The organism is Nostoc sp. CCY 9925, assembly GCF_963920935.1.
Classification (GTDB): Bacteria; Cyanobacteriota; Cyanobacteriia; order Cyanobacteriales; family Nostocaceae; genus Nostoc.
Map to the genome: position 1 here is coordinate 41,269 of NZ_CAWUDO010000056.1, position 15,022 is coordinate 56,290.

The 15,022-nt window shown below is 40.6% G+C and carries 19 protein-coding genes and 2 pseudogenes; 7 read left to right on the forward strand and 14 right to left on the reverse strand.

Features of this window, described 5'->3' with window-relative positions; all coding sequences use genetic code 11:
* Positions 1-58: 58 nt before the first annotated feature.
* The 5 genes and pseudogenes from ACM0OY_RS24675 to ACM0OY_RS24695 form a co-directional block, all read right to left on the reverse strand.
* Positions 59-1,189 (reverse strand): glycosyltransferase family 4 protein, encoded by a 1,131-nt coding sequence (locus ACM0OY_RS24675; RefSeq protein WP_414571460.1) that lies wholly within the window; start codon positions 1,187-1,189, stop codon positions 59-61.
* Between the two features lie 6 nt (positions 1,190-1,195).
* Positions 1,196-1,840: pseudogene (locus tag ACM0OY_RS24680) on the reverse strand (DUF4291 domain-containing protein).
* Between the two features lie 12 nt (positions 1,841-1,852).
* Positions 1,853-3,007 (reverse strand): NAD-dependent epimerase/dehydratase family protein, encoded by a 1,155-nt coding sequence (locus ACM0OY_RS24685; protein WP_414571461.1) that lies wholly within the window; start codon positions 3,005-3,007, stop codon positions 1,853-1,855.
* Positions 2,931-3,206, reverse strand: coding sequence for a hypothetical protein (locus ACM0OY_RS24690; protein WP_414571462.1), 276 nt, complete (start codon positions 3,204-3,206; stop codon positions 2,931-2,933). Before ACM0OY_RS24690 ends, ACM0OY_RS24685 begins: the two co-directional genes overlap by 77 nt.
* An 83-nt stretch (positions 3,207-3,289) precedes the next feature.
* Positions 3,290-3,823, reverse strand: a complete 534-nt coding sequence (locus ACM0OY_RS24695; RefSeq protein ID WP_414571463.1) for a hypothetical protein — start codon at positions 3,821-3,823, stop codon at positions 3,290-3,292.
* 289 nt (positions 3,824-4,112) lie between these two features.
* Here ACM0OY_RS24695 and ACM0OY_RS24700 point away from each other — a divergent pair, with 289 nt between their 5' ends.
* From ACM0OY_RS24700 to ACM0OY_RS24710, 3 genes are all read left to right on the forward strand, one after another.
* Entirely contained in the window at positions 4,113-4,466 is a 354-nt protein-coding gene (locus ACM0OY_RS24700) for a hypothetical protein (protein WP_414571464.1), read from the forward strand.
* Between the two features lie 91 nt (positions 4,467-4,557).
* Positions 4,558-6,069 carry an AAA family ATPase gene (locus tag ACM0OY_RS24705; protein WP_414571465.1) on the forward strand — a complete coding sequence of 504 codons (1,512 nt, stop codon included), beginning with the start codon at positions 4,558-4,560 and terminating at the stop codon, positions 6,067-6,069.
* Between the two features lie 140 nt (positions 6,070-6,209).
* Entirely contained in the window at positions 6,210-6,560 is a 351-nt protein-coding gene (locus ACM0OY_RS24710; protein WP_015136553.1) for a DUF1257 domain-containing protein, read from the forward strand.
* A gap of 152 nt (positions 6,561-6,712) precedes the next feature.
* On the opposite strand, the gene ACM0OY_RS24715 is transcribed toward ACM0OY_RS24710, so the two are convergent.
* The 4 genes from ACM0OY_RS24715 to ACM0OY_RS24730 all read right to left on the reverse strand — a co-directional run bounded on the left by ACM0OY_RS24715 (position 6,713) and on the right by ACM0OY_RS24730 (position 8,453).
* A complete protein-coding gene (locus ACM0OY_RS24715; RefSeq protein ID WP_414571466.1) occupies positions 6,713-6,940 on the reverse strand; it encodes a type II toxin-antitoxin system HicA family toxin in 228 nt (75 codons plus the stop codon).
* Positions 6,933-7,148 carry a type II toxin-antitoxin system HicB family antitoxin gene (locus ACM0OY_RS24720; RefSeq protein WP_414571467.1) on the reverse strand — a complete coding sequence of 72 codons (216 nt, stop codon included), beginning with the start codon at positions 7,146-7,148 and terminating at the stop codon, positions 6,933-6,935. Before ACM0OY_RS24720 ends, ACM0OY_RS24715 begins: the two co-directional genes overlap by 8 nt.
* Before the next feature lie 104 nt (positions 7,149-7,252).
* On the reverse strand, positions 7,253-7,858 hold the full coding sequence (locus ACM0OY_RS24725) for an SHOCT domain-containing protein (protein WP_414571468.1): 606 nt from the start codon (positions 7,856-7,858) through the stop codon (positions 7,253-7,255).
* Between the two features lie 28 nt (positions 7,859-7,886).
* Positions 7,887-8,453, reverse strand: coding sequence for a Uma2 family endonuclease (locus ACM0OY_RS24730; RefSeq protein ID WP_414571469.1), 567 nt, complete (start codon positions 8,451-8,453; stop codon positions 7,887-7,889).
* A gap of 73 nt (positions 8,454-8,526) precedes the next feature.
* Here ACM0OY_RS24730 and ACM0OY_RS24735 point away from each other — a divergent pair, with 73 nt between their 5' ends.
* Positions 8,527-9,207, forward strand: coding sequence for an NADPH-dependent F420 reductase (locus tag ACM0OY_RS24735; RefSeq protein ID WP_414571470.1), 681 nt, complete (start codon positions 8,527-8,529; stop codon positions 9,205-9,207).
* 140 nt (positions 9,208-9,347) lie between these two features.
* Here ACM0OY_RS24735 and ACM0OY_RS24740 read toward each other — a convergent pair.
* Both ACM0OY_RS24740 and ACM0OY_RS24745 read right to left on the reverse strand, forming a co-directional pair.
* Positions 9,348-9,767, reverse strand: a pseudogene (locus ACM0OY_RS24740) (HD domain-containing protein); the annotation flags it as partial.
* A 122-nt stretch (positions 9,768-9,889) separates the two neighbouring features.
* Positions 9,890-10,123: a hypothetical protein gene (locus tag ACM0OY_RS24745; RefSeq protein WP_414571471.1), complete on the reverse strand. Its 234-nt coding sequence runs from the start codon at positions 10,121-10,123 to the stop codon at positions 9,890-9,892.
* A gap of 963 nt (positions 10,124-11,086) precedes the next feature.
* Between ACM0OY_RS24745 and ACM0OY_RS24750 the strand changes: the two genes are divergently transcribed.
* Positions 11,087-11,212 carry a hypothetical protein gene (locus tag ACM0OY_RS24750; RefSeq protein ID WP_414571472.1) on the forward strand — a complete coding sequence of 42 codons (126 nt, stop codon included), beginning with the start codon at positions 11,087-11,089 and terminating at the stop codon, positions 11,210-11,212.
* Between the two features lie 453 nt (positions 11,213-11,665).
* Positions 11,666-12,040, forward strand: a complete 375-nt coding sequence (locus ACM0OY_RS24755) for a hypothetical protein (protein ID WP_414571473.1) — start codon at positions 11,666-11,668, stop codon at positions 12,038-12,040.
* A gap of 396 nt (positions 12,041-12,436) precedes the next feature.
* On the opposite strand, the gene ACM0OY_RS24760 is transcribed toward ACM0OY_RS24755, so the two are convergent.
* From ACM0OY_RS24760 to ACM0OY_RS24770, 3 genes are all read right to left on the reverse strand, one after another.
* Positions 12,437-12,601 (reverse strand): CopG family transcriptional regulator, encoded by a 165-nt coding sequence (locus ACM0OY_RS24760; protein WP_414571474.1) that lies wholly within the window; start codon positions 12,599-12,601, stop codon positions 12,437-12,439.
* Positions 12,602-12,951: 350 nt separating this feature from the next.
* Positions 12,952-13,905, reverse strand: a complete 954-nt coding sequence (locus tag ACM0OY_RS24765) for a phosphatase PAP2 family protein (protein ID WP_414571475.1) — start codon at positions 13,903-13,905, stop codon at positions 12,952-12,954.
* A gap of 150 nt (positions 13,906-14,055) precedes the next feature.
* Positions 14,056-14,280, reverse strand: a complete 225-nt coding sequence (locus ACM0OY_RS24770; RefSeq protein ID WP_414571476.1) for a hypothetical protein — start codon at positions 14,278-14,280, stop codon at positions 14,056-14,058.
* Between the two features lie 3 nt (positions 14,281-14,283).
* On the opposite strand from ACM0OY_RS24770, the gene cysC reads away from it, so the two are divergent.
* A complete protein-coding gene (gene cysC / locus ACM0OY_RS24775) occupies positions 14,284-14,820 on the forward strand; it encodes an adenylyl-sulfate kinase (protein WP_414571477.1) in 537 nt (178 codons plus the stop codon).
* Positions 14,821-15,022: the final 202 nt, after the last annotated feature.

The following is a 15,022-nucleotide window of genomic DNA, read 5'->3' on the forward strand; positions in this document are numbered from 1 at the left end:
CTGCTGCCCTACTCTCTCATCTCCCTCATCTCCCTTGCTCCCCCCACTCCCTACTCCCCTATTTTGTCAACTGTTGAGAAAATACCACCTTTTGATAGTAATCTTGTAGCTGAGAAGTGGCAGCTGCCCAACCCCAACTTTCTGCTTCCCGGCGAGCATTTTGACGGATGATGTCTCGTTGTTGTTTCTCTTCTAAGAGGCGGACAGTAGCGGAAAATGCTCCTTGAACATCTGTTGTTGGGTCAAAAAGATATCCATTTACACCATCTGTAACAATATCAGGAATTCCTCCAGAACGGGCTGCTACCACAGGACAACCAGCTGCCATTGCTTCGAGTAGTACTAAACCTAGTGTTTCTGTTCGGGAAGGAAAAATAAAGGCGTCAGCACTAGCAAAGGCAGAACCTAACTCTTGCCCCATGAGATATCCAACAAAATAGGTGTTTGTGCTGGCAAAGTGTTTTTCCAATGCTTGGCGGTGCGGGCCATCGCCAACCAATGCCAATCGTGCTTCGGGAATTGCTTCTAAAATTGGTTTGATGCGCTCAATTTCTTTTTCAGCGGAAAGACGGCCAACGTAAAGTAGTAAGGGACTCTCTGGATGATTTTGCGATAGACGCGATCGCATTTCTAGACTAGCTAAATCGGGATGAAATAATTCCGTATCCACCCCACGCTGCCATAAATCTACCCGTTCAATACCGTGTGCTGACAGTTCCTCCATCATAGCTGTGGAGGTACACAGATTCAAAGCTGCTTGATTATGAGCGCCTTTAAGCAGTTCCCAAAGCAGCCCTTCTAGCATACCTAAGCCGTAATGCTGGAGGTACTGAGGTAAATGGGTATGATAAGACGCCACTAAGGGAATTTTGAGCATTTTGCTATAAAATATGCCAGATAAACCCAAAACGGCTGGATTTACGACATGAATAATATCTGGCTGAAACTCTTCTAAAGCGTAACCAATGGCTGGGCGGGGAAGCGCCATTTTTAGTTCTGGATACAATGGCAGAGGAAAGCCAGTAATGCCGTAAACTTTAGCGCCTTTGTGTTCTGTAATGCCTCCATCAGGGGCAATCACCAGCACTTGATTACCATTGCGTTGTAGATGATCAACGGTGTGGCGCAGGCGCGTTACAATGCCGTCAACCTTGGGCAAAAAGGTTTCGGTGAATAGAGCAATTCTCATAAAAAACTATTCAGTCCAGGCAGATAATCCCAGCTTTTCTTGGGTTTCGACATCAAAAACAGAGTAAACTATCTCCCGTGGTGTAATCAATTGTTCACAGCCAGACTTAATGTTTTGCCGCTGCTTTTGTACAAAGTCTGAGATGTCCTCTATGTTCACAATCCAATCTTTGGCGTAAGCAGCTAGCACTTGAGAGCGTAACCCTAACTGAATAGCCCGTCGTTCTAATTTTGTCCCAGATGGGTGATGGTCTGGGTCCCACTGCAAGCGAACTTGTGAGTGCTTTAGTGCTGTTTGCCACGCACTTGTGTTGGGATAAAGTTCTGGAACAAAGCTAGAATGAACAGCCGCCTTTAAAATTTCATCAAAAGCCCAACGCTTAATCTAAATAGCTAACACTACCTCTTGACCAATTTTTCTACCCCATCCGGAACGATACATCATCCAAAGAAAGTTAGGTTTGATCCAACTCATGCGCTCAAAACTGAACTCACCACCAAAATAACCATAGGTGGCGGCGAAGTTACCAATAGCTGGACGATATGCTTGATAAACAACAATTGACTGGTCGTCATATTGTGCTAGGATATGGCGACCAGTTTTTGGCCAGTTATTGACTTGAGTTAAATAAGGTTCTGTTATCAGCCGCACGTAGGGAAAACTCTAATTTCTGTGCCAAGAGACTTTGGGCAGAATTTGTTTTTTATCAACTCGTTTCTGATACTTGATTGCAAAGTTTAGCAGAGAATCAAGTAAAGAATCAGAGAGAAAATGCGGATGTAAACCTAAATCCAGCAATTTGGTGTTTTTAGCGTTGAAGTAATGTTCTTCTTTCTCGACTCTGGGATTATCTAGGTGATTGATTTCTACATTCAATCCCATTGCATTCCCAGCTTTTTTCACCAGTAATGCTAAGTCGCCGACGCTAAATTGTTCGGTAAATTGGTTAAATACGCGGAATTCACCAGCTTCGGCAGGGTTAGCGATCGCTAACTCCACACATCTGACTGTATCCCGAATATCTAAAAATCCGCGAGTTTGTCCACCTTTACCGTAAACGGTGAGGGGGTGTCCAATCGCTGCTTGAATACAAAAGCGGTTCAGTGCTGTACCAAACACGCCATCATAATCCAGCCGATTAATCAATAATTCGTCCATCCCCGTTTCTTCGGTTAAGACGCCGTAAACCACACCCTGATTTAAATCTGTTGCCCGCAATCCCCAAATCCGGCAAGCAAAGTGGATGTTATGACTATCATGGACTTTGCTTAAATGGTACATCGAACCAGGTTGCTTGGGATAAGGTAGAGTATCCTTGCGTCCATTGTGTTCAATGGTGATGTACCCTTCTTCAATATCGATGTTGGGCGTACCGTATTCACCCATTGTCCCCAGCTTCACCAAATGACAATCTGGGAAATCTTCCCGCATAGCATACAGTAAGTTCAACGTACCAACTACGTTATTTACCTGGGTGACAACTGCATGTTCGCGGTCAATCATCGAAAATGGAGCTGAGCGCTGTTCGCCGAAATGCACTATAGCATTTGGCTGAAATTGATGTAATGCTTTGTTGAGAAACTCGTAATTAGTAATATCGCCGATGAACAGGTCGATAGATTTACCAGTCAAATCTTGCCAGCGCTGGAGGCGTTGCTGGATTAGTGCGATCGGCGTGAGAGTTTCAACACCCAGTTCATTATCCCAGTGCCGCCGCACCAAACTATCTAAAATTCCAACTTCATAACCTCGATTGGAAAGGTAAAGAGCAGTTGCCCAACCGCAGTACCCATCGCCACCAATAACCAGGACTTTCATCTTCACCAGTTTTTACTCGCTGATAGCTAAATCTATCAGGTTTATGTCCCCTCTTAATCATCATTCTGAGAGAGATGTGGATTTTGGGCATTGGGCACTTGTACTGAGCGACTTGTGCTGAGCAAAGCCGAAGCAAGCCGAAGTAGCGAACGCGAGTGCGTCTCGTAGAGAAGTCGAGGTAAGTCGAAGTCTTGGGCATTGCCAGTGTAGGAGGGGTCGGAAGGGTGGGAAGCTTTTTTATAATCTCCCCCACACTCCCCACACTTCCCATTGCCCCATAACTCAAGACTTGGGAATTCGATACTGCTGGGCAATGTAATAAAACAAACGGTAGTAATTTGGAAATTCTTTGTTGTTGCTTCGTCCTTGCCAGTGGTATTTGACTTGATTCTGAGTTAGTGTCAGTGTCATTGAAGTTGCTTGGCGATCGACTTCTACAACCAGTACCCCAGATATTCCTTGGGCAGTCTGAAAGTTGGGTTTTATGTTTTTCCCAGACTCACGATCTTTAATCATCGAATTTGGTAGCTGATGACTTGCCCACCCACGAATTTCCACTGAGTTGTTCTGGGGTGCAATAAACCCAATTCCATCATCGTTTTCTGGAGCTGCTAGGGAAGTCCAATTACTTGGATATGGAAACTCAAAACCATAACGAGAGTTGCTATAAGTTGTCCAGGTAATAGCTTCAACGTTCAAATCAGTCGCTGTGCAACCCCACACAATTATCAACAGGGCAATAGCTGGGCTAAGGCCAAAACCAAGCCTATAAATTTTTTGTGTCAAACAAGAGGTTTTAACTTTAGCAGTAGTCATTATTACATTTTTTGCCAAATTTACTGATTTTTATAGAAGTACCAAAAACACAAATCTCTATCCGCTCTCTAGAGCTAGGCTACTGCTGCTGGTTAAATCTGGTTCAACCCAGATAACCGTTTCATAATTAACTCAATTTGGCAACGATGTCACTACTTCAAACAGCAATTAAGTCTAATATGTAAATAAATGTAACGAAATTACCGTCAAAACGTTTTGCTGTCTTGACAAGAAATAGAAGAATCGATAACGTGATATACATACCCGGGTAAGACCGTTAAAGAGTTATATGCAAACGCAAACTAAGCAAAAGGTCACTTTGTATTTATCGCCAGAGTTGCACAGAAAACTGAAGATTCGTTCAGCAGTCGATTGCGAACCAATGTCAGAACTTGCCGAACGTGCCCTCGTTTTTTACCTGTCTAATTCAGATTTAGTTGATGAAGTGGAAGCTTCATCTTTTGGGCGGACTCACAGAATTTATTCATGCCCAACTTGTAATAGCTCACTAGTCTTACGTGATGGGGAACTGGTTACTTTGGGTAATCAACCAGGAGTAGTTGGTCAAGAACATCTTTCCATTGATGAAATGGATGAAGATGAAACCCATCCCAAGGGTGAGGAAGAGTTGGTTCCTTGCTAGATAGGAATGATGAATGAATAATTCATCATTCGGTTGCCTTTACCAAAGCAATGTCTCTACTGTCTCTATAAGGTCTCGAGAAGGTCGATGTATGAAAGAAGAGCTCAATATCCTAATTCAAGCTCAATACCCTTTAATCTACCTTGTGACCTCCGAGGAAGAGCGGGCTGAGCAAGCAATTTCTACGACTGCCCAGTTGTTAAAGCCCCAGCGCCGAGTATTTGTTTGGACAGTGACACACGGCATTGTGGAGTATGGTCAACCCCGGAATGTCACCCAACACAATACCGTATCTCCAGAAGCGGCGATTGAGTGGATTATCCGGCAAAAAGAACCCAGTATATTTATTCTTAAAGATTTACATCCTTTTATTGATGCGCCTGCAACCACGAGATCGTTACGTGATGCGATCGCTAGCTTTAAAGGTACGCAGAAGAACATCATTTTGATGTCGCCGATGCAACAAGTACCAATAGAACTAGAAAAGGAAGTTGTAGTTCTGGACTTTCGCTTGCCAGATATGGCTGAGTTGAATAAAGTACTGACTTATCACATAGACCAATATCGTGGGCGGCGTTTGACAACAGAGGCAAGAGAAAAACTTCTCAGAGCAGCTTTGGGTTTAACCAAAGATGAAGCTGAAAAAGTCTACCGAAAGGCGCAGGTAACTACGGGGCGTTTGACGGAAGATGAAGTAGATATCGTTTTGTCTGAGAAAAAGCAACTAATTCGGCGCAATGGTATCTTAGAGTACATTGAAGAAGATGAAACCATTGATGCTGTAGGTGGGTTAGAAGAGTTGAAAAGATGGCTCAAGCAACGTTCTAACGCTTTCACAGAAAGAGCGAGAGAATATGGTTTGCCTCAACCAAAAGGGATGTTAATTCTAGGGGTTCCAGGTTGCGGTAAGTCATTAATAGCCAAAACTACTTCTCGCCTGTGGGGTTTACCATTGTTGCGCTTGGACATGGGGCGAGTCTACGACGGCTCGATGGTGGGACGAAGTGAAGCAAACTTGCGTAACGCCCTAAAAACAGCAGAATCTATTTCCCCAGCAATTTTGTTTATCGATGAATTGGATAAATCCTTTGCTGGTAGTGGAGGTTCCTCCGATTCTGATGGCGGGACTTCAAGTAGAATCTTCGGTTCTTTCCTGACATGGATGCAAGATAAAAAATCTCCAGTGTTTGTAATGGCAACCGCGAACCGAGTTGAACGGTTACCTGGGGAATTTTTGAGGAAAGGACGCTTTGATGAAATTTTCTTTGTGGATTTGCCAACTCCAGAAGAACGCCAAGATATTTTTAATATTCACTTAACCAAGCGTCGTGAAGACATCTCTAGGTTTGACCTTGAGCAATTAGCTAAGATGTCCGATGGCTTTTCTGGGGCAGAAATTGAGCAAGCGATCGTTGCGGCAATGTATGAAGCTTTTGCCCAAGATCGGGAGTTCACACAACTAGATATTATTGCTGCGCTGAAGGCAACATTGCCGCTGTCTCGAACGATGCAAGAACAAGTAACGGCTCTGAGAGATTGGGCCAGACAGCGAGCGCGTCCCGCAGCATCCTCCGTTGCTGAATATCAGCGAATGGAGTTTTAAAAGCTTTCCTCTGCCATCCCAGGGGGAAAGGCTAGCTTTAGTGCTAGCAGTTATGAAAAAAGCCGCCTCCTGCTAAGTGCGGCTTCGTCCAAAACAAACCGTTGTCGTATTTCTCAATCTTCTCATTGGAGGAAACCCAAATGTCTCACTTTAGCACCCTGCGTACCAAGATCACCGATGCCGAAATCCTCAAAGCTTCCTTGCGCGACCTCGGTATCAGCGTAAAAACTGAAGCTGATGTACGTGGTTATAACGGTCAGCGCGTTCGTTCCGATATCGTTGCCGTATTGGAAGGCGAATATGACCTCGGCTGGTCTCGCAACAGCGATGGTTCTTTTGACCTAATCGCTGACCTGTGGGGCGTTGCTAAGAAGCACAACCAAACCGAGTTGATCAACTCTATTAACCAAAAATATGCTGTTAACAAGACCTTGGCTGAAGTAAAACAGCGCGGTCTACAAAACGCCAATGTGAAGTTGGTATTGCAATAACAATTTCTCTGCGCGTTCCCAAAGCTGCACGGGTTAACCAGGCATTAGCGGTTAGCCCGCTTTTTTTCGGGGCTGAGATTTATTTCTCAGTCCTAATTTTTTTTGTGTTATGCATTCGCTTTAGGCGTTCCCCCAGGATAGCTGCAAAGCCGTTACAAATTTTCTATAAATTCTTCAGGTGTGACTTTTGCTTGCTTAAGAACACCACTGAGTGTACCAACTTTTAACTCGCGGTGGAGTGGTACAACACAAACAATTTCTCCTTCGGGAGTTGGTTTTTTAAATACAATATGACTACCAGTTTGTCTAGTTTGAATAAATCCTAAGCGCTCTAATGCACGAACCGCCTCATTGCCTGATATCCTTGGCAATTTAGGCATAGCTGACCTCTATACTCGTTACAAATCTAGGATTAGTATCAGTGTCGAGCAAAGGACATTCTTCTAGGTATAGCCTTGTAGCTTCTTTAAGATTAGCAAGAGCTTCTTCAATTGTTTCACCTTGGTCAACTGTGCCGATTTCAGGACATTCAGCAACATACATATCTTCTTCTTTGTGAAGAATGGCAGTCAAGGTTTTGGTCTTCATGGTGTTTTATTTTGATAGAGCGTTCGCACTGCTTTTTCTAGTTTAACGCTGAGTGCGATCACACCTCCAAACAACATCAGCAGAATTTCTCTATAAATATTTTCTTATAACTGTTCAAGTAGTTTGCGTTTCTTCGCTTCAAATTCATCCTCACTAATAGCTCCTTGGTCTCTCAATTTTTTCAATTTTTCTATTTTAGATAGAGGATCAGACAGATTTTGAGATGAATAGCTTAAAAATTGCCCTTTAAATTCAAGAAGATAGTTGAGAAATTCCCTAGCCTTTTCTGCTTCACCTGGTATGGTAAGAGCGTCATTAATCTGAAATTTTGTACTGCGTTCAGTATTATCCCCATCGAGATAAGACAATTCCAAGGTATTTTTAGTTTGTTGAAGCTGGCGTCCTACATCACCAAGAGCTAAAAATCCACGAACACCCCCAAGCTCAAAGAAATCAAGTTTAGCTTCAATCACTCGTTCATATAGGACTTTAAAATACATATCTTTATCGTAGAATACGAAGGAGTGGTCAAGAACAAATGCCAATCCGCAGCTTTGAGCAGAGTTTGGATAACCACGAACTCCACCCCGGTAAGTAGCTATTTGAGAGAATACAACTTGTTCACCTGCATCCAATAAACCGCTAGTTACCAGATTTTCTATTTGTATTATTCTTTCTGATTTTGCTAGAGCGTTTGCTTGCTGCTTCACTTGTTCTTCGATTGTTTGCTGTGAATATTTAGCTATAAATCCTCGACCTTGTGGTGTAGAGATAGCGAACTAAACAAGCTAGAACAAATATAATGATTAACCAAGTGACAGCTGGATTGCCCAAGGTTGATGAACTCAACAAAGTACCAATTATTAAACTAATTCCACAAAAATAGTAGATTGCAAGTTGACTAAATGTTGATTGAGGTTGATTTGAAGCTTGATTTTTAATAGATGAAACATCATTATATGTGTTTATTTTAACTGTAGAGTTTTTGCTTGGAGTTGCTACTTGAGTTTCATGGCTAATAGTTAGAGGCTGACTAATCACAGATGTAGTTGAATTAACTTGTGCCACTAACTCAAATTCTTCAGTCCACACCCACAACTGCCCAACTAAGTTAAAGTTGCGTTCATCGGTTTCGGAACCAGTAGGGGGCATAATCACTAATTCTCCAGCAGCATTGCGTTCGATGCGAAAATCACGGTTTAGCTGACAAAAGTCGTAAAATTGTTCGTTGGTCATAGCGATCGCGGGTTGCAATTGCAAAACAATTGGTACAATCTCTGTAACTACAGGTAAGTTGGTGGTCATAATTGCTTTGTGGCTACTTCACCTGCCTTAACTATAGTCTCTTCACAATCTACGGTGTAATCAGGGTTAATTCATGAAGATTGGAATTGTTGGTAGTGGAAACATGGGACGCTCTCTAGGTATTCTCTGGGCAGAGCAGGGACATGAAGTGTTTTTTGGCTCCCGTGATGCCGAAAAAGGAAAAGCAACGGCAGAGTTCGCTGGACGCCGAACCCAAGGCGGAACTAACGAACAGGCGGCGGCGTTTGCTGATGTAATTTTATGGACAGCACGTAACGTTATGCCCAAACAGCTGCTTTCTCATTCTGAAGTTCTCGACAATAAAATTATTATTGATTGTAATAATCAGGAGATTCCTGAAGGATTTGCTTATGCTCCAATAGTAGAATCTCTAGCTGAAAAGCTTGCTCAAGATGTACCCCAGGCGCAGGTGGTAAAAGCTTTTAATACTATGGCGCAGGAAGTTTTTGAATTAGCACCTGAACCATTGAAAAATTACGGCGTTTCTGTTTTTGTGGCAGGAGATGATGAGCAAGCCAAAAAAATAGTGATGGGACTTACAGAAGAAATTGGATTTTTACCAGTGGATTGTGGTGTTTTACGTAATGCTCGATTGGTTGAAGGTTTAGGAGACTTTATTCGTCTAATTATAGCTGGCCAAAAACAGGGTGTTTATGCAACTATCTCTGTGAATGTTTTACCTACACCATCAGGGCAACGTTTAGGTGGACGGCAAACTTCGAGTTTAAATTAAATTATATGAAGTCAACAAACTAACCGGCCTTGCATAAATGCGGGATAAATTGTCTCACGCAGAGGCGCAAATACGCAGAGAAAATAAAGAGTTTCACATTTGAGTACCTCAGATTTCATCCCCTAATTCAGCAACGCCAACTAACCTAAATTTAATTGGTTAACAATTCGTTCGAGTTCTTGTGTCATCCAATCATTACCTGTTTGATGATAAACTTCAATTAGTGACTGGTAAAACCACAAAGTCTTTTCTTTGCTGTTATGAAACTCAACCCAAATGGCATCTCCCCGTTGTTGCCAATCTGCTAATAACGACCTAGCATTATGCAATTTGTCTGCTAATGATACCAGCCTTACTGATGGTGATGCATGGCGCAGGTTTTCTAAATACCGCTGTTTCCGTTCTAGCCAAGGGGGTTTGGGAGGTGTATCCCACTCTGTACAGCCATCAATTATTGCTATTACTATTTCGCCAAAACGTTGACGGATATCTTCACGAGTGACTTTACCGCCTTGGTCTTCGATACTATCATGTAATAGAGCTGCGATCGCTTCTTCTTCACTTCCACCAGCTTCTACAGGGCAAACGCATCTAAATTACTCTTGATCACAACGAAGGTTAAAAACCAACGAAAAAATCAGGATTTCGCGCTTGATTATTTTTTAAGCCCCAAAGCGATCGCCTAAAATTTTCGCAATAAGCAAGAGTTAATGACATTAATTTTAGTTCTATTGAGAATAGACTTTGCTTGTTGACATGATGCGGCCGCCCTGCCAGCTTCTATTACCAAAGCTGCTACACTCAGTAAATGTGATATGTAAGGAACACCGCTAATTTTGCGTGTTTGATTGGCATGAAGACGAGTTGCATAGACTAAAGCTGATTCAAATTTTTCTGTGAGTTTAATTGTATTCATAACTCTATTAATGCTGATAATAAAGTTGAAATTCTTAGGCTACATCAGTAGCGATACTTTGTTGTAAATTAAAAGGAAGCAAGGCTTCATACCAATTCAAAATTCACGCATTCAAAATTAACCATGAGCGGAGTCGTACTCCTACGGAGAACCAAGCTACGCGTAGCGTCTCGCAGAGAAGGGTCAAAATTAAGAAAGCCAGAGTTACCCAGGGTTTCAAGATTGGAATTAAGAATGATTGCAACAGGAATTCAAATTTACGCAGAGTTTTTCCTTAAGCTACACAACCAACCATAATTGCAATCTACTCTAGACATTCGCTAAAACGGTATCTGTTGCTGTTCGAGTTTTTGTCCCAAAAGTAAGCGTGTACCGACTAAATCAGTCAGTTTTCTGACTACCATCAGCTTATCAGGTTTGACTAAAAGTCCCTCTTCCCAAACACCGAGAGCGATTAAAACTCCTTCTCTTCCTGCTAGAACATCTCGAAAAAATGGGGTAAGCTAATGATCATTTAAGTTGCATAAAACCAGGGATAGAGCCGGTTACTACAAGCGAACCACTCTGAAAAAATGAATGACGATTAGCTTATTATACTCACCAGTCTAGAAATCATAAAGGTGCATCCCAGCGATGTGTGCCTGACCTCGGCATAGACTGTGCAATGCAGAGATGCTGTTTGCAAAGTTATTCGCGTTGTGAATACTAGTTTTCAGTGGCTCTCGCCTATAGGTAAATCATAGACGCACAACCTACAATCACAACAGTTCAAAAAGCAATAGCGGATCTAACTAAATCTGTCAAGGCGAAAGCATGGTCTTTGAATTTATATTATTTCTCTTGGACAATATAACTGTGCTTTCGCTGTTTTGATTCCCTATATTCCAACAATATCACATATTGTGCAAAATTTCTTGCAAAGCGCAATTTTTTTTGCTGAAGATTGTTTTTTAGCTATTGATTATGACTCAAAACTCCCTAACTATCACTAATAAGGAATTTATTTTGTATTTAGAGGGTTACCAACTTTTTTGGCATAAAGTAATGCTGAATACAGTTTTAGAAATTGGTTTAGGATTTGATGCTTGATAGGTGAGTTATGGCAAAGTGCTGTTAGCAGAAGCAGGGTGTTTAGCCCGTACTGAGTGTGAACCCAGTTACTTCATTGCTCAGAGCAATTAACAGTGTCCTAACCTATGTGACCACAGAATATAAGCCGTAAGGAATACACAACCAACCAATTTCGCTCTTTGGGGTAAATTTTGCCTCACTAAAAATTACTGTTCCACTTAAAGGAATATGCACATATTTATTGCACAATCGGCTATAGCAATCCGATTTGATTTTTGAACTCATTTGCTCTTATCAGAGAGTACGAGTAGATAGGCAATTAATTGTCTATCTACAGGTAGGGAATCAGCTTTTTCTGGTTGAGGATGAGTTTTTTCACGCAATCAAATAGGACTTCTATGTCAAGGCTGAATTTTTCTGCAATATTTGTGCAAAGAATCATTGTCGTACTTTGCCGCTGGCTAAAGTTCTATGAATAAATCTTGTCTACCTCCAGATGATTTGCCTTCAAATCAAACAATAAGAGTGAGTGAAATACTATTCAGACAACTTGAAGAAGCAATTAAAAAAAGCTTTTTCTTCGCGTGCGACAATATAACACGCGTTTTGTTATCTAGTTGCCATTGGTATTTCCAAATCAACAGTGGCATTCTGACATTAATTATGATTTGTCACGATATGGAAAGTTATCGCAACATTATGAAAACTGTTCCCTATTTTGCTGAAAAGTTAAAACAGTTTAGCAACAGAGCTAAAATTACTGTTACTTCTCCAATTGACAAAGGTATACCTTGGGTACTTAGTATAGATAACATTTTACCTGAAGGAGACTTGCCTACTACCTGATAGATAAACTTTCTGACGATCGCTTCTTATCTACGAATTTAGAGCGGTATTATTGACTGGACACCTTTATCTATGTTTGGCACAGCCGCAAAAAATCATGCGATCTCTCTAATGTCAGGTTTGTTTGAAAATTTATAAGTTCTGTAAAGCCCTCTCCTTATAGGCTACGGTGTACACACAAGTCTTCTACAGTTGCTCCCCAGACTTTTGATCCCCCCAACCCCCCTTGGAAAGGGGGGCAAAAACCTCTCAAAGTCCTCCTTAAAAAGGAGGATTTAGGAGGATCTACGAGGATTTTGGTTTCCTACACAGATGTGTATACACCGTAGCTCCTTATAGGAGAGAGGTTTGTAATTTTGCAATTAATCTTCCCTATTGCCTAGCTCAATACACCTTCTATTTTGGAGAAACTTTTTCGTCATTAGTAGAAAGAGAGCGAATTAATTCCCGAATGACATCGGTTGCTGGCCTCCCTGTAGTTGAGCAGTATTGCTCAAGCTTCTGTGCCTCTTCTGATGCCAGATTGATTGTAAATCGTTTAACAGCCCATTTTTTATTCATGATTCAACAAACTATGTTTCTGCTAGTACTTCTCTAATATCAGTTTTTTATGCTGTTACTACAATGGTATAATCAATGAAATTGCATTTAAGAAATAATGAAGACAAATGCTATATTTATCGATTAACCGTGAAGAAATAAATTCTACTCTAAAATGTGAAGTTTAGCTAATTTAAATCCAGTAATTATAAACATAATGTTAACTTTGAAATAAAATATACATATTCAAACAGGGAATTTACTGAATTAAACACCATAAAAGAGGCAAAAAAGATAAATTGAGGATTAATTTTTACTTTTGATTTAATTAGTAATCATTAATGATCGCACTGAATTAATTGGCAACAAACTTACTGATAAGCAGGATATTTTTGTTCTAGTTCTAAGGTAAGAATGCAGGCGACTAAGCATAATAAACCTACAGCATAACCAACGAAGACATCAGTTGGCCAGTGAACGCCTAGATAAAGCCGACTAAAACCGATCGCAATAATTAGAATAGCAGTCAAGGTAAAAATTTGCTTCTGCCATTGAGGAGATTCCTTGGCCAAAATATAGGCTATCAGACCATAAACTACTAAAGACAACATAGCATGACCACTGGGAAAGCTAGGGTGACCAACATCAATAATCCACTTCCATAGTGTTGGACGCGCCCTAGCAAAAAGCACTTTCAGCAAATAAATTAAAACCATCGCACTACTTGTAGTTATACCCAAAGTAGTTGCTTGCCAGCGACGATTATTGTATGACCAATTAATTCCTACTCCTAAACTAATTAATAGTAAAACCAGTGGTTCACCAAAAAAAGTTATACTCAGCATGAGCTGATCGAGGAGTGGGGTATGCACCTTTTGGATTGCTAGCAAAATACTGCGATCAAGGCCATATCTGTGTAACAATGCACTACAAAACGCCAATGAAAAAATAGCCCCAGATAACTGAATAAGCTGATTGTTTACTGAATATATAGGTAAAGTTTTAGCCTTTTCGTTGATATCAAGTTTTGGTGTAAGTACTTCTTTAAATTTTCTTGTGTAATCTAAGACAATATTTTGCAGAATTAAGGCGATCGCATTTGGACTAAAATCTTGATTAAAAATTACAAGAACATTTCCTGTCAAATCATTAACTTGAAATTTGGTAATTATTTTATCTTGTGATAATCTTGATGCTATGTAGTTTTTAAGACTATGAGAATGCCTAAGTCCACTTACTTTATATCTAGCTCTGCCTTTAACGGCAGTATGTATAGCTTGAATCAAAATATTTTGATGGGAGCGATTACTGACATCAGCGTTCATTATTCTAACTAATCAGTTTTCGTAATAGCGTATTTTACAAGCCATTTTCAGGGAAATGAACCACATTATTTTTTTGGACGCAATAGAAGAAACAAGATTGTGGTCGCAATACATGAAAACTATTGTAATTATAAATCAATAGACTTGGTATTAGAGACAAAAACCTGAAATTGTGTAGGTTGTCAAAGAAGCTAGACGCACAGAAATTAGCTTCAGGTAGACTAACCCAATATTTTGGGAAACTGAGGCAAATATTCCCATAATCGTTGTTAATCTAGTGGCGATCGCTGCTTTAATTATGCCAAACAAGGGGGTGGCGATCGCATGTAAATTCAAATTGAATATTCCGATCGTAAATAATAATGTAGTTTCCAAAATATGAACAACTTGAAATCACCAGGTTTCACTTGCTGGTTAACTGGATTATCTGGGGCAGGAAAGTCAACTTTAGGAATAGAAATAACCAGAGCATTAGAGCAATTATCACTTCCATGTGAATATTTAGATGGTGATGTCATCCGCACTAATCTTTCTAAAGGCTTAGGTTTTTCTCATGAGGATAGAAATACTAATGTTGCCAGAGTTGGTTTTGTATGTGGACTTTTAAATAAACATAGCATTAATACTGTTGTGGCTTTAATTTCTCCTTATCGAGATGCCCGCGAACAACTCAAACTTCAAATACCGAATTTTATTGAGGTTTTTGTTGATACTCCTTTGGAAGTTTGCATCACAAGGGATGTTAAAGGTTTATATAAAAAAGCTTTAGCTGGAGAGATTCCTGAATTTACTGGAATTTCTTCTCCCTATGAACCGCCTTTACACCCAGATATAACTCTCAAAACTCATAAAGAAACTGTCAATCAATGTGTAGAAATAGTTTTAAATTATCTTCGCGAACAGGGAAAAATATAATCAGTTAATTAGCAGAATTGAGAATTCAGAATCCGATTCAGTTAGTAAGCTGTTCTATACAAACTTGTACTCAATAGCAGATTGTAAAGGAGTGAGGTACAGATAATCGTAGGGGCACAACATGTTGTGCCCTTACCCATGTACTTATAAGTAGGTCGGTGTTGAAAATTGTCGTTATGACAAGGCAGGAGGCAGGAGGCAG

Bases quoted from the DNA above. Each gene is read 5' to 3' on its own strand.
- ACM0OY_RS24675 (WP_414571460.1), bottom strand. From the start codon at position 1,189: ATGAGAATTGCTCTATTCACCGAAACCTTTTTGCCCAAGGTTGACGGC.
- ACM0OY_RS24710 (WP_015136553.1), top strand. From the start codon at position 6,210: ATGTCTCACTTTAGCACCCTGCGTACCAAGATCACCGATGCCGAAATC.
- ACM0OY_RS24700 (WP_414571464.1), top strand. From the start codon at position 4,113: ATGCAAACGCAAACTAAGCAAAAGGTCACTTTGTATTTATCGCCAGAG.
- ACM0OY_RS24765 (WP_414571475.1), bottom strand. From the start codon at position 13,905: ATGAACGCTGATGTCAGTAATCGCTCCCATCAAAATATTTTGATTCAA.
- ACM0OY_RS24720 (WP_414571467.1), bottom strand. From the start codon at position 7,148: ATGAAGACCAAAACCTTGACTGCCATTCTTCACAAAGAAGAAGATATG.
- ACM0OY_RS24750 (WP_414571472.1), top strand. From the start codon at position 11,087: ATGACTCAAAACTCCCTAACTATCACTAATAAGGAATTTATTTTGTAT.
- ACM0OY_RS24705 (WP_414571465.1), top strand. From the start codon at position 4,558: ATGAAAGAAGAGCTCAATATCCTAATTCAAGCTCAATACCCTTTAATC.
- ACM0OY_RS24685 (WP_414571461.1), bottom strand. From the start codon at position 3,007: ATGAAAGTCCTGGTTATTGGTGGCGATGGGTACTGCGGTTGGGCAACT.
- ACM0OY_RS24755 (WP_414571473.1), top strand. From the start codon at position 11,666: ATGAATAAATCTTGTCTACCTCCAGATGATTTGCCTTCAAATCAAACA.
- cysC (WP_414571477.1), top strand. From the start codon at position 14,284: ATGAACAACTTGAAATCACCAGGTTTCACTTGCTGGTTAACTGGATTA.
- ACM0OY_RS24690 (WP_414571462.1), bottom strand. From the start codon at position 3,206: ATGCCCAAGACTTCGACTTACCTCGACTTCTCTACGAGACGCACTCGC.
- ACM0OY_RS24730 (WP_414571469.1), bottom strand. From the start codon at position 8,453: ATGACCACCAACTTACCTGTAGTTACAGAGATTGTACCAATTGTTTTG.
- ACM0OY_RS24735 (WP_414571470.1), top strand. From the start codon at position 8,527: ATGAAGATTGGAATTGTTGGTAGTGGAAACATGGGACGCTCTCTAGGT.
- ACM0OY_RS24715 (WP_414571466.1), bottom strand. From the start codon at position 6,940: ATGCCTAAATTGCCAAGGATATCAGGCAATGAGGCGGTTCGTGCATTA.
- ACM0OY_RS24745 (WP_414571471.1), bottom strand. From the start codon at position 10,123: ATGAATACAATTAAACTCACAGAAAAATTTGAATCAGCTTTAGTCTAT.
- ACM0OY_RS24760 (WP_414571474.1), bottom strand. From the start codon at position 12,601: ATGAATAAAAAATGGGCTGTTAAACGATTTACAATCAATCTGGCATCA.
- ACM0OY_RS24695 (WP_414571463.1), bottom strand. From the start codon at position 3,823: ATGACTACTGCTAAAGTTAAAACCTCTTGTTTGACACAAAAAATTTAT.